This is a genomic window from Nonomuraea thailandensis (genome assembly GCF_024172165.1).
Lineage (GTDB): Bacteria > Actinomycetota > Actinomycetes > Streptosporangiales > Streptosporangiaceae > Nonomuraea > Nonomuraea thailandensis.
The window spans coordinates 5,569,986-5,583,202 of the sequence record NZ_JAMZEB010000002.1 but is presented as its reverse complement, the minus strand read 5'-3'; the positions used below and the strand labels follow the sequence as shown (position 1 = coordinate 5,583,202).

Annotated in this window: 9 protein-coding genes; 7 read left to right on the top strand and 2 right to left on the bottom strand. The window is 73.3% G+C overall.

The genetic code is table 11. The annotated features are described in order from the left end of the window. Positions 1–21: 21 nt before the first annotated feature. Positions 22–1,392 carry an alpha/beta hydrolase gene (locus HD597_RS29200; RefSeq protein WP_253746119.1) on the bottom strand — a complete coding sequence of 457 codons (1,371 nt, stop codon included), beginning with the start codon at positions 1,390–1,392 and terminating at the stop codon, positions 22–24. 197 nt (positions 1,393–1,589) lie between these two features. Here HD597_RS29200 and HD597_RS29195 point away from each other — a divergent pair, with 197 nt between their 5' ends. Further along, positions 1,590–1,958, top strand: a complete 369-nt coding sequence (locus HD597_RS29195) for a hypothetical protein (RefSeq protein ID WP_253746118.1) — start codon at positions 1,590–1,592, stop codon at positions 1,956–1,958. Between the two features lie 165 nt (positions 1,959–2,123). On the opposite strand, the gene HD597_RS29190 is transcribed toward HD597_RS29195, so the two are convergent. After that, entirely contained in the window at positions 2,124–2,543 is a 420-nt protein-coding gene (locus HD597_RS29190) for an SRPBCC family protein (protein ID WP_253746117.1), read from the bottom strand. 140 nt (positions 2,544–2,683) lie between these two features. On the opposite strand from HD597_RS29190, the gene HD597_RS29185 reads away from it, so the two are divergent. The 6 genes from HD597_RS29185 (at position 2,684) to HD597_RS29160 (ending at position 13,213) form a co-directional block, all read left to right on the top strand. Next, the gene (locus tag HD597_RS29185) at positions 2,684–4,231 is read left to right on the top strand and encodes a TIGR02677 family protein (protein ID WP_253746116.1); all 1,548 of its coding nucleotides are present in this window, start codon (positions 2,684–2,686) and stop codon (positions 4,229–4,231) included. Then, positions 4,228–5,424, top strand: a complete 1,197-nt coding sequence (locus HD597_RS29180; protein WP_253746115.1) for a TIGR02678 family protein — start codon at positions 4,228–4,230, stop codon at positions 5,422–5,424. Before HD597_RS29185 ends, HD597_RS29180 begins: the two co-directional genes overlap by 4 nt. Then, a complete protein-coding gene (locus tag HD597_RS29175) occupies positions 5,421–9,488 on the top strand; it encodes a TIGR02680 family protein (protein ID WP_253746111.1) in 4,068 nt (1,355 codons plus the stop codon). The genes HD597_RS29180 and HD597_RS29175 overlap by 4 nt, the downstream gene beginning before the upstream one ends. Positions 9,489–9,646: 158 nt before the next feature. Beyond that, positions 9,647–11,167, top strand: coding sequence for a sugar ABC transporter ATP-binding protein (locus tag HD597_RS29170; protein WP_253746098.1), 1,521 nt, complete (start codon positions 9,647–9,649; stop codon positions 11,165–11,167). Continuing rightward, a complete protein-coding gene (locus HD597_RS29165; protein ID WP_253746096.1) occupies positions 11,164–12,189 on the top strand; it encodes an ABC transporter permease in 1,026 nt (341 codons plus the stop codon). The genes HD597_RS29170 and HD597_RS29165 overlap by 4 nt, the downstream gene beginning before the upstream one ends. Beyond that, positions 12,182–13,213 carry an ABC transporter permease gene (locus HD597_RS29160; RefSeq protein WP_253746094.1) on the top strand — a complete coding sequence of 344 codons (1,032 nt, stop codon included), beginning with the start codon at positions 12,182–12,184 and terminating at the stop codon, positions 13,211–13,213. The genes HD597_RS29165 and HD597_RS29160 overlap by 8 nt, the downstream gene beginning before the upstream one ends. Positions 13,214–13,217: the final 4 nt, after the last annotated feature.

Genomic DNA, 13,217 nt, shown 5'->3' with positions numbered 1-13,217 from the left:
ACTGGTGAAAGAGCTGGAGCCTCAGGCCTTCGAATGGGGATCGCGGCAGGTCCCCGCCTGCGGGGCCGTCGCCGTGATCAGGTACTGGTCCACCTTGCGGTCCAGGCAGGCCGACCCGCGGCCGTACCCGGTGTGCCCGTCGGCGTCATTGGTCAGCAGCACGCCGTTGGAGAGCTGCCCGGCCAGCGACTCGGCCAGCTTGTACGGCGTCGCCGGGTCCCGCGTCGTGCCCACCACCACGATCGGCGGCGAGCCCTTGGCCTCCACCTTCTTCGGGTACCTGGTGCCCTTGACCGGCCAGTTGGGGCAGGGGTTCTCCGGGTGGTCGACGCAGTTGATGGCCATGAGGGCCTCGAAGCTGTTGTCGTAGCGGCCGTCGGGCCGGCGCCCGTTGCTCGCGTCGGCCAGCAGCAGCAGCTTCGTGCCGTCGCCCTTGTAGGCCTCCGCCAGCGCCTGGCGCAGCTTCGGCCAGGAGCGGGGGTCGTACATCGAGTAGTCCACGGCGGCGCTCACGACGGCCTCGGTGACCTGCCGGCCGTCGTACTCGTTGCGCAGCGGCGACTTGTCGGCCTGCTCGTAGAGCTCGTCCAGCTGATCCTGCGCGCCCTCGAGGGTGCGCTCACGGAAGGGGCAGCCCTTGGACTTGAAGCAGTCCTTCATGAACGACTCCGTCGCCGCCTGGAAGGCGTTGTCCTGGTCGGCCATGAGGTCCTGGGCGTTCTCCGAGGGGTCCTCGGCGCCGTCGAGCACCATCGCGCGGATCCGCTTCGGAAACATGTCCGCGTAGACGGAGCCCAGATACGTGCCGTAGGAGAAACCGAGATACGTCAGCCTGGCGTCGCCCAGCGCGGCCCGCATCACGTCCATGTCGCGCGCGGAATCCACGGTGCCCACGTGGGCCAGCAGTTCCTTGCCGGAATTCTTGGCACAATAGTTTGCGAAAACTTTGTCCCAGTTTTCCGATTTCTTGACTTCGGCCTTGGTGTCCGGCGTCGGGTCGATCGCGAAATACGCGTCAAGGTCCAGGGTGTCGAAACAACGCACCGGCGAGGACGCGCCGACGCCGCGCGGATCGAAACTCACGACATCGAACCGCTCCCGGATGTCCGCGGAGACGGCGTCCCTGCTCGCCTTGAGCGTGTCCACGCCGGAGCCGCCGGGGCCGCCGAAGTTGAGCACGATCGAGCCGATCTTCTTACCGGTCGCGGGCAGCCGGACCATGCTGATCCCGACCTGCTTGCCACTGGGCTTGGCATAGTCCAGCGGCACTGACAGGGTCGAGCACTCGTACCCGTTGCCGCACCCGGCCCAGGCCAGGCGCTGGCTGTAGTAGGAATCGAGCCGGGCGGGGGCCGCGGCGGCCGTCGCGGTCGAACCCGTGACGGCGATCAAGCCTGCGAGAACAGGCGCAAGGATTTTGCTAGGACGTCGCATAAGAGAACATTCGTAGGCAACACTTGCGACGTTCTTTATAGACGCTCGGTGAGACCAGATGCAAATCGGAATGGAGGCGCCGCGAGAAGCGTTTCTCCCGGGGTAGCGACGAGGGGTGACTTCCGTACGCCTATTCCACGGGGGAGCGTGAACCCATGTCGCAGCAGAATCGCCCGGTGCGCGGGGACCATCCGTACGAGCAGAAAATCACCTCGACGGACGAGCACGAGGAACGCGCCGGCCGCAGCCTCATCACCACCGACCACGACGTCATCCGCCAATGGGCCGCGGAACGCCAGGCCCGGCCCGCGAAGGTCCCGGGAACGGAACACGACGGCAGGGCGGGCGTGCTCCGCTTCGACTTCCCGGGGTACGGCGGGGGCGACCTGGAGGAGATCTCCTGGGACGACTGGTTCAGGACGTTCGACGAGCGGGGCCTGAACTTCATCTACCAGGAGCATCGCAAGGACGGCAACCAGAGCAACTTCTTCCGCCTGGAGAATCCGGACCGCGAGGACGCCTGACCGGCCCTCCGGCCCGACCGGCGTGGCCCTCGCCTTCGGCTCGGGCTGCGTCCGCCGGGGGGCCTCGCGGCTCCGCCACGAGCCCCCGGCGAGAGGCTCCAGCCCTCTCGCGGCCCGCAGGCCGAGTCGGGACGCCCGGCGATGGGCGTCCCTCCCAGAAGCCGGTCAGCCGGCGTCGGACACCCGCCGCTCCACCTCGTCGGCCAGCCGATCCAGCGACCGATCCAGCAGTTCGCGCACCTCGTCGGCCCGAGCCCCCGACTGGGCCTCGTCCAGCAGGCTGATGTGCACGGTCACCTCGCTGGCCCCCGCCGAAGAGTCGGCCACCTGCAGCCACCCGGAGTAGTCGGGATGGTCCCGCCCGCCCCACTCCACCCGGAGCTGCTCCTCGGAGGCGCGGAACAGGCCTTCGTGCCTGCCCTCTCCCGGCACCAGCGAGCCGTCCGCCTCCACCGTGCCGGGGCCGCTGTCGTGGACCGACAGGCCCTGCGGCAGCCACCGGTCCATGATGTCCACATCCGACGCGACCCCGAACACGATCATGCTCTCCGCCGGCATCCCGCGCGTCGCCTCGAACTCCGCCATACCGTCCCCCAAGAGGCACCGAGTTCCAATGCCAGCGCCGTACCCCTGTGATCTGCTCGCAAACAGCGGTCGTCCCGCCGGTGTATCCCGCTACCGTGTCGTTGCGTTGGGTAATCGTGCGGCGAGGGGAGAGCGGGGCGATGGCGGAGCCGCCACGGGTGCCGCCGGAGATGTTCCGGTTCACCAGCACCGAGCGGGCAGACCTGCACACCGCGGTGCTCCACGTGTTCGGCGAGGCCGGCGAGCGGCTCGTGACGGCGCTGACGGTGGACGAGGTGCGCGAGCTGCTGCGCTCGGCGGGGTGGTACGCGCCGGTCTCCGAGCAGGACCTGGCCGCGACACTCAAGCAGCTCGCGGGCTGGGGGCTGCTCGACGCGATCTTCAATCACGCGGGGAGTTTCGCCACCGCCGAGGAGTACGAGCGCAGGAACCTGCAGTACGCGCTGACCCGGCGGGGCGAGGCGGCGTTCGCCGGGATGCAGCACGCCATGGCGGCGCTGTCCTCGGCCGGAGCGTTGCAGACGGCGGTGCTGGACGCGCTCGCCGACCGGCTGGCGGAGCTCGACGGGCTGCTGGGCGACCCGGATCCGGGGCGCGACCGGCGGATCTTCACCTGCCTCCAGGAGCTGGAGGGGCATCTCGACGGGCTGCGGGCCGGCACCAAGCGGTTCAACGGCGAGCTGCAGCGGCTGCTGCGCGTCGAGGGCACGGATCTGGCCACGTTCCACGAGGTGAAGGCCGCGACGGTGGCCTATCTGCAGGAGTTCGTCACGGGGCTGGAGCGGCGGGGCGAGACGATCGCCGCCGCGCTGGAGGCAGTCGCCGGTCACGGCGTCGGCGTGCTGCACGCGCGCGCGCTCGACGGCGCCGACCTGCCGAGGCTGCCGGGCGCCGATCAGGCCGCGGCCTGGCTGGCGGTGCGGGCGGCCCGGTGGGAGGCGCTGCGGTCGTGGTTCGCGCCCGAGGACGGGAGCGCGCCGCGGGTGCGGCGGCTGCACGACGTGGCACGGCGCGCCATCGTGTCGTTGCTGCAGGTGCTCGACCGGATCACCGACTCGCGCCGCCGCTCGTCCAGCGCCGCCGCCGACTTCCGTACGCTGGCCCGCTGGTTCGCCACCGCGCCCGGCGAGGACGACGCGCACCGGTTGTGGGACGCGGCGTTCGGGCTCGGCTCGGCCAGGCACGCGCATCTCGGGCACGCCGACGCCGAGCTCATCCCGTCCGGGGTGCCGTGGGCGGAGGCCGAGCCGGTCGAGGTGTCGGCGCTGCTGCGCTCGCGCGGGCGCACGGAGCGGATGGGGCGCACCGGGAAGGTGCGCGACGTGGCCGCGCTGAAGGCCGGGCGCAGGCAGCGGGCCGAGCAGGAACGGGCCGAGCTGGAGGCCGCCTGGTCGGCGCTGGCCACGACCGGGGCGATGCGGCTGTCGCAGCTCGGCAAGCTCGACCACGAAACGTTCGGGCGGCTGCTCGACCTGCTCGGCCGGGCGCTGGCCGAGCGGCCCGACACGACCGGGTTCAGGCGGGCCGTCACCTCGGACGGGAGGGTGGAGATCGTGCTGCGGACGCCCGAGGACGGCGCGGTGGCGGTGCTGCGTACGCCCGAGGGCTGGTTCCGCGGCCCCGACTACCTCATCGACGTGCGGACCCTCGGCGAAGCCGGGCTCCGCGGGCGGGCGGCGGGCGCATGAGCAGCCTGGCCAACCAGCTCGTCAGGGCCGAGAAGGAGGAGATCTCGCGGGCGATCAGGACGCTGCTCGGCCGGCCCCTCGTCTCCCGGCACGACGACCCCGCCGCCTTCGACCTGATCAGGAAGCGGCGGGGGCCGCTGATCCAGTGGTTCGACTACTTCTGCGGCTGGCGGCTGGTCGTGGAGCCGCGCCAGGGGTACGCGCGGCTGGTCAAGACCGGCCCGCCGGGCCCGCGCACGGCGAGCCGGCCCGCGCGGCGCCGCCGCGCCACCCGCGCGCCGTTCGACCGCCGCCGGTACACGCTGCTGTGCCTGTGCTCGGCCGAGCTGCTGACCTCGCCGGTGACCACGATCGGGATGCTGGCCCAGCGGGTGGTCCAGGCGGCCGCGGTGGAGCCGGACGTGCCCGCGTTCGACCCGGTCAGGAACGAGGAGCGGGCCGCCTTCGTGGACGCGGTGAAGCTGCTGGAGCACTACGGGGCGGTCACCGCGATGGACGGGGTCACCGACGCCTACCTGGGCGACGAGGACGCCAAGGTGCTGTACCGGGTGGACACGACGCGGGTGATCCGGCTGCTGGCCGCGCCGGTCCCGCCCTCCAGGGTGACCACGCCGGCCACCGGGGCGCTGGAGGAGCTCACCACGGAGGCCCGGTACGGCGGCGACGAGCCGACCGGCACCCAGCGCAACCTGTGGGCCCGCCACTCCCTCGTCCGCCGCCTGCTCGACGAGCCCGTCGTCTACCGCGACGAGCTCACCGAGACCCAGGCCGCCTACGCCGCCTCCCTGACCGGCTGCCGGCTGCTGCGCCGGGCGGCCGAGGAGGCCGGGTTCGTGCTGGAGGAGCGGGCCGAGGGGCTCCTGCTCGTGGACCCCGACGCCATCGCCACCGACACCAGGTTCCCCGACGACGGCAGCCACGCCAAGGTGGCCGCCCTGCTCATGCTCGACCTGCTCGTCACCGCCGGCCCCGTCACCGCCGGGCGGCTCGACGCCGAGGCCGCCAGGCTGCTGCGCCGCTTCCCGCAGTGGGCCAGGGCGTACCAGTCCGACGGCGGCGGGCCGCGGCTGGCCGCCGACGCGCTGGAGGTGCTCACGCAGTTCGGGCTGGCCCGCCGCGGCGCTGACCAGGTCGCCGCCCTGCCCGCCGCGGCCCGCTACCGGGTCGGGCGCGCCGTACAGGAGGATTCGTGACAGTCACCGAGCTGGCCCTGCCGCGCGCCGCGCAGGGAGTGGACGCCCGCTGGACTCCCGTACGCGCCGGGATCCTGAACGTGTGGCGCTACTACGACGAGGTGTTCGAGTTCCACCGGGGCAGGCTGCTGCTGCGCGGGCCCAACGGCAGCGGCAAGTCCAAGGTGCTGGAGCTGCTGTTCCCGTACGTGCTGGACGCCAGCCTCAAGCCGAGCAGGCTGTCCACGTTCGGCGGCACCGAGCGCACCATGCACTGGAACCTCATGGGCGACGGCGCCTCCGGCACCACCCGGGTCGGGTACGTGTGGCTGGAGTTCCGGCACTCCGACGGCCGCTGGTTCACCTGCGGCGCCCGGCTGCAGGCCACCGTCCACACCAAGAACGTCACCGCCGCCTACTTCACCACCGAGGCCCGCGTCGACACCCCCGACGGCATCCGGCTCACCGGGGAGGCCGGGCAGCCGCTGACCAGGGCCCAGCTCGTCGACGAGCTGGGCACGTCCGGCAAGGTGCACGAGTCGGCCGACGCCTACCGCACCGTCGTGCGGCAGACGCTCTACCGGGCGCTGAACGAGCAGCGCTACGACTCGCTGCTCACCGCGCTGCGCCAGCTCCGCACGCCCAAGCTGTCCGAGCGTCTCGATCCCGGGCTGCTGTCGGAGCTGCTGTCGAGCGCGCTGCCGCCGCTCGGGGAGGGGGAGATCCACGAGATCGCCGAGGGGTTCGAGCGGCTCGACCGGCAGCGGGAGGAGCTGCGGCTGCTCGACCGCGACGTGGAGGAGTCCGACCGGCTCGCGGGGCGTCAGCGCGGGTACGCCCGGCGGGTGCTGCGGGCCGCAGCCGAAGCCGTGATCTCCGCAGGGTCCGCGCTGGAGTCGCTGGCCGCGGAGGTGAAGGGCAAGCGGGAGGCGCTCAAGGAGGCCGAGCGGGAGCTCGACGCGACGACCGTGCGGCTGGGGGAGGAGGAGGCGCAGGAGCTGGCCCTCGCGGCGCAGCTCGACGGGCTCAAGGAGAGCGAGGCGTACCAGGCGGGCGGCGACCTGCACCGGCTCCGTACCGAGGCGCAGGCGGCGCACGAGGCGGCGGCTCGCATGCGGGACCAGGCGGGGCAGGCGGCGCGGGCGGTCACGGCCAGGCAGGAGCTGTCGGCCCACGCCGCAGCCGACGCCCGCGCGGCGGCGGCGCTCGCCGAGCGCGCCCGCGCCGAGGCCCGCCACGCGGCCGAACGCGCCGGCCTCCTGATGGCTCACGAGGAGACGGAGAGGGCGGGCGCGGATCGGGAGCCGTCCGGCCCCACGGCCCGCGCCGCCGAGGACGGAGCGGACAGCGAGGCGGCCGTGCGCAGGGCGCGGGAGCTGCTCAGGGCCGCCGTCACCAGCCGGGCCGCCCAGATCAGGGAGGTCAGGGCGGTCGCGATCCGGCACGAGGAGGCGATCAAGCGCCGCACCACCGCCGAGCACGACCGCGACCAGGCCAGGGACGACCTCGCCACCGCCCAGGAGGCCCACGACAGGGCCGGGCGCCTGCGCGACGAACGGGCCCGCGACCTGGCCGCCGGCCTGGCCGACTGGGCGGCCGGCTGCACCCAGCTCCAGCTCGACCCCGGCGTGCTCGCCGGGCTGGCCGACGACGTCGAGCGGTCGGGCGAGCTGATCGGCACGGCCCGCACGATGGCCGCCGTCGAGCTGGCGGCCCGCGAGCAGCACGTGACGGGCCGGCGGGCGCGGCTGGTGGCCGAGCGCGCCGGGCTGGCCAGGGAGCGCGAGAGCCTCAGCGACAGGACCGTGCTGGAGCCGCCCGCCCCGCACACCCGGGGCACCGCCGCGCGGCAGGGACGCCCGGGCACGCCGTTGTGGCGGGCCGTCGCGTTCAGGTCCGGGCTCGACCCCGTGGCCCAGGCCGGGGTGGAGGCGGCGCTGGAGGCGTCGGGCCTGCTCGACGTGTGGCTGCGGCCCGACGGCGGGTTCGACCCGGGGGAGCACGACGCGATCGCCGTGGCCGCGCTGTCCAGGCCCGCCCCCGGCTACAGCCTGGCGCACGTGCTGTTCACCGAGGCCGACTCGCCGGTGCCCGCCGACACCGTGCTGGCCGGCATCGCGTTCGCGCCCACCGCGATCGGCGTCGACCATCCGGCCGTCATCGGAGCCGACGGCACCTGGCGGCTGGGCCCGGCGGCCGGCCGGTGGGTCAAGCCGGAGCCGTCGTACATCGGGGCGACCGCCCGCGAGCGCGCCCGCCGCCGCCGGGTCGCCGAGCTGGACGACCGGCTCGGCGAGCTGGCCGGGCGGATCGCCGAGTGCGACCACCTGCTCGCCGTGGTCGACGGCGACCGCGACACGCTGGCCGCCGAGCTGCGGCGCAGGCCCGACAGGAGGCCGTACGCCGAGGCGGTGCAGGCGCTCGACGGGGCCGTGCGGCGGGTCGCGCTGATGGAGGACCAGCTCAGGGCGTGCGAGGGGCGGCTGCAGGAGCGCGAGCAGGACGTCACCAGGTCGCTGCGCCGCCTCACCGAGCCGGCCGACCGCCACGCCCTGCCCGCGGCCCTGGCGGCGCTCGACAACCTGGAGGAGGCGCTGCGCGCCGCCGAGACGGCCGGCACCGTCTGGCACGACCGCCGCGCCGACGCCCGCGCCGCCCGCGAGCGCGCCGCCCTGGCGGCCGAGAGCGCCGCCGGGTACGAGCAGCTGGCGATCGAAGCCGTCGAGCGCGCAGAGGAGGCCGCGGCAGCCGCCGTCGTGCTGGCGGAGCGGCTGGGCGCGATCGAGTCGGCGGTCGGCGCCGAGCACCAGGGTGTCCTCGAGCGGTTGCAGCACACCCAGCACGCCTACCGGGCCTGCCGCCGCCTCATCAAGTCGGTCAACGACGACCTGGCGCGGCTCAACGCCCGGCTCGGGCAACTGCGCGGCGAGCTCGGCACGGCCGAGGACAAGCAGGCGCAGGCGGGGCGGGCGCGTGACGAGGTGTCCGACCGGTTCCGCCGCCTGGCGGCCGGGCACCTGCCGGTGGACGCGAAGGTGGGCGTGGAGCTGGCCCCGGAGGCGGGGGTGCGGGCCGTACTGGAGGCGGCCAGGGCGACGGCGGGGCAGCTCGCGTCCGTGCCGTACGAGCACAAGAGCGTCAGGGAGGCAGAGGCGCGGCTGCAGGACGCCTTCCACCACGCCAGGGAGGTGCTGGCCGGCCGGGCGGACCTGGAGCTGGCGCCGGACGAGGACGTGCAGGTGCTCACCGCCACCGTCAACGGCGTGCGGGCGGGGGCGGCGGCGCTCAGCGAGGCGCTGCGCAAGGAGCGCGACGAGCGGCGCTCGGACATCACGGAGGCCGAGCGGGACCTGTTCGACCGCACGCTGGCCGGCGACACGCGGCGGCACCTGGCCGACCGCATCAAGCAGGCGGCGGCCCTGGTGGAGGGCATGAACCAGCGCCTCGAACGGGTCCGAACCGCCTCCCGGGTCGCGGTGCGGCTGGTGTGGCAGGTCGATCCCACCCAGTCGCCCGGCACCCGCGCCGCCCGCGACCTGCTGCTGCGCGACCCGGCCGGGCTGACGGAGTCCGACAGGGAGGCGCTGTACGCCTTCTTCAGGGACCGGGTGGAGGAGGCGCGGGCCGACAACTCCTCGGCGAGCTGGGAGGACCAGCTCATGAAGGTGCTCGACTACACGGCCTGGCACCGGTTCGTCGTCAAGCTCGACCGAGGTGACGGGCACGGGTGGCAGGACCTGACGAGGAAGCTGCACGGGGCGCTGTCGGGCGGGGAGAAGGCGATCGCGCTGCACCTGCCGCTGTTCGCGGCCGTGGCGGCGCATTACCAGACCGATCCGGGGTGCCCGCGGTTCATCCTGCTCGACGAGGTGTTCGTGGGCGTGGACAGGACGAACCGGGGCCAGGTGTTCGACCTGCTGGTGGATCTGGGGCTGGATCTGGTGCTGACGTCGGACCACGAGTGGTGCGAGTACCGCGAGCTGGACGGGATCGCGATCCACCAGCTCATCACGGGCGACGGGGACGAGGCGGTGACGACGGCGCGGTTCGTGTGGAACGGGTATCGGACGGTGCCGGCCGAGTGAGCGGCTCCCGCCGTTACTGAATCGTTTTAAAATTTTGATGGCAAACGTGGAAATGTACCCACGCGGCGCCAGCGTAACGAGGTATTGACACCGTACACCGGCCCGTTTTACGTTCTGGACACCTTAAAACGTTTTGCCAAAACGTTGCCGGAGGGCACATGCGTGAATCTCCTCCCATCCTTTCGCTTCGCAACGTGAGCAAGTCCTTCGGCGCCGTCCAGGCACTGCGGGAGGTGCGGCTGGACCTGTGGGCAGGCGAGGCCCACGGCCTGGTGGGCGAGAACGGCGCAGGCAAGTCGACCTTGGTGAAGATCCTGGCCGGCGCCCATCCCGCCGACGCCGGCACGTTGACGGTGGACGGGAAGGAGCTGAGACCGTCCGGCCCCGGGGACGCCCAGGCCGCCGGCATCGCGGTCATCTATCAGGAACCCACCCTTTTCCCCGATCTGCCGGTGGCCGAGAACATCTTCATGAGCCGCCAGCCCCTGCGTTCCCTGCGCCGCATCGACGCCAGGGCCATGCGCTCCGCCACGGCCGAGCTGTTCGCCAGGCTCGGCATCCACCTCGACCCCGACCGCCCCGCCCGCGGGCTGTCCATCGCCGACCAGCAGCTCGTGGAGATCGCCAAGGCGCTGGCGTTCGACGCGCGCATCCTGATCATGGACGAGCCGACCGCGGCGCTGTCGGGCGTGGAGGTCGAGCGGTTGTTCTCGGTGGTCGCCTCGCTGCGCGAGTCGGGCGCGGCGGTGCTGTTCATCTCCCACCGCTTCGACGAGGTCTTCGCGCTGTGCCAGCGCGTCACGGTCATGCGGGACGGCCGCTGGGTCTCCACCGACCCGGCCGCCGGCCTCACCGTGGACGAGCTCGTCCGAAGGATGGTCGGCCGCGAGGTGTCCTCCCTGTACCCGAAGGCGGGCACGACGGCGGGCACGACGGCGGGGGAGCCCCGGCTGGAGGTCAGAGGGCTGACACGGCACGGCGTGTTCGCGGACGTGGGGTTCGCGGTGCGCGGCGGGGAGATCGTCGCCCTGGCGGGACTGGTCGGAGCGGGGCGCAGCGAGGTCGCCCGCGCCGTGTTCGGCGTCGACCGGTACGACGAGGGCGAGGTGCTGGTCGACGGCAGGCGTCTGCCGAGGGGCGACACGGCCGCGGCCATCGCCGCAGGGCTGGCCCTCGTCCCGGAGGACCGCCGCCAGCAGGGCCTGGTCATGGAGCTGTCGGTGGAACGCAACGCCACCCTCACCCGGCGCTGGTCGCTCAGCAGGCTCGGGCTGCTGTTCGGCGGCGGCGAGCGCGCGGCGGCCCGCGAGTGGAGCGAGCGGCTGCGGGTCAAGACGGCCAGGCTGACCGACCCCGTCTCCACCCTGTCGGGTGGCAACCAGCAGAAGGTCGTGCTGGCCAAGTGGCTCTCGACGGAGCCCGGCGTGCTCATCGTGGACGAGCCCACCCGCGGCATCGACGTGGGCACCAAGGCCGAGGTGCACCGGCTGCTGTCGGAGCTGGCCGGGCAGGGCGTGGCGGTGCTGATGATCTCCAGCGAGCTGCCCGAGGTGCTCGGCATGGCCGACCGCGTCCTGGTGATGCACGAGGGCCGGCTGGCCGCCGACATCCCGCGCACGCGCGCCGACGAGGAGTCGGTGATGCTCGCCGCCACCGGCCAGAACGGCGGTGCCGGATGACGGCGGCCGGCGCGCTCGGCGGGGCCGGGGACGGCACCCGGCTGGTGCACCGCCTCTTCCTGATCAGGGAGCTGGGCATCGCGGTCGCGCTGGCCCTGCTCGTCGGGGGGACCGTGCTGGTCAACCCGCGCTTCCTGACCGCACAGGGGATCAAGGACCTGCTGCTCGGCTCGACCATCCTCGCCGTGCTGGCGGTCGGCCAGAGCATCGTGGTCATCACCCGCAACGTGGACCTGTCGGTGGGCTCGGTGCTGGGCCTGTCGGCGTTCGCGACGGGCAGCCTGTTCGTGGCGAACCCGGGCCTGCCCATCCCGGTCGTGCTCGCCGTCGGCGTGCTGCTCGGCGCCGCCTGCGGCGTGGTGAACGGCGCGCTGATCGCCGCGGCCCGCGTCCCCGCGCTGGTGGTCACGCTCGGCACCCTGTACGTCTTTCGCGGCCTCGACTACACCTGGGCCACCGGCCGGCAGATCAACGCCGCCGACATGCCGCCGGGCTTCCTGCGCATGGGCAGCGCCACGGTGCTGGGCGTGCCGGTGCTCGCGCTGTTCGCCGTGGCCGTGCTGGCCCTGGCGGGCTACTACCTGCGCACCTACCGCAGCGGCCGGGAGCTTTACGCGATCGGCTCCAGCCCGGCCGCGGCCCGCCTGGCCGGCATCCCGGTCGGCAGGCGGGTCTTCGCCGCGTTCGTCGTCAGCGGCGCGCTCGCCGGCCTGGCCGGAGTCCTGTACGCGGCCCGCTTCGGCACCCTGGACGCCAACGCGGGCAACGGCTTCGAGCTGAACGTGGTGGCGGCCGTCGTGGTCGGCGGCGTGGCCATCTTCGGCGGCAGCGGCTCGGTCTACGGCGCCGCGCTCGGCGCGGTGCTGCTCACCACCATCAGCAGCGCGCTGCCGGTGCTCGGGGTGAGCCCGTTCTGGCAGCGGGCCGCCGTGGGCGCGCTGATCCTGGCAGCGATCGGCCTGGACCGGGCGCTGGCGGTCCGGCTCGCCCGGTCCCTGAGAGGAAGGAACGGTCATGGCTGAGCCGGAGCCCCGCGCGCGGGCCGGGCGATCGGCGCGGCTGCGCACCGTCGCGGGCCCATGGGACGTCGCCCTGCTCGTCGGCCTGGTGCTGATCGTCGCGGTGGGCGCGCTCGCGATCGAGGGCGTGGCCAGCCCGCGCTTCTGGCGGTTCGTCACGCTGGAGGTCATCCCGATCGCGCTCATCGCGCTGCCCATGACCCTGGTGATCATCACCGGCGAGATCGACCTGTCCGTGGCCAGCATCCTCGGCCTGACCTGCACGGTCATGGGGCAGCTGTGGCTGTGGGGCATCTCGTCGCTGCCCGTGCTGATCGCCGTCGCGCTGCTGATCGGCGCGCTGCTGGGCGCGGTCAACGGCCTGTTCGTCACCGCGTTCGGGCTGCCGTCGCTGGCGGTCACGATCGGCACGCTCGCCCTCTACCGCGGGCTGGCCTACGTCGTGCTCGGCGACCGCGCCGTGGCCGACTACCCGCCCGAGTGGACGACCGGCGCGATCGCCGCGATCCCCGGCCTGACCATCCCCTGGATGATCATCGTGGTGGCCGTGCTGGCGGTCGTCTTCGGCCTGGTGCTGCACGCCACCCCGATCGGCCGCGGCCTGTACGCGATGGGCAACAACGCCGAGGCCGCCCGCTTCACCGGCATCTCCGTCGCCCGCACGAAGTTCTGGCTGTTCGTCGCCACCGGCGCCATGTCCGCGCTGGCCGGCGTCTTCTGGACGCTGCGCTACGCCAGCGCCCGCGCCGACAACGGCAGCGGCCTGGAACTGGCCGTGGTGGCCGCCGTCCTGCTCGGCGGGGTGTCCATCTTCGGCGGGCGCGGCGGCCTGCTCGGCGTCATCGCCGCGGTCATCCTCCTCGGCACCCTGCGCAACGCCCTGCAACTGGCCTACGTCCCGGCCAACACCCTCACCATCATCACCGGATCCCTGCTCATCGTCTCCGTCGTGGGACCCAACGTCGCCGGCATGCTCCGCGAGCGATGGCGCCGGCGACGACCCGCCACCCCCCTGCCCCAGGAGTGAGGAC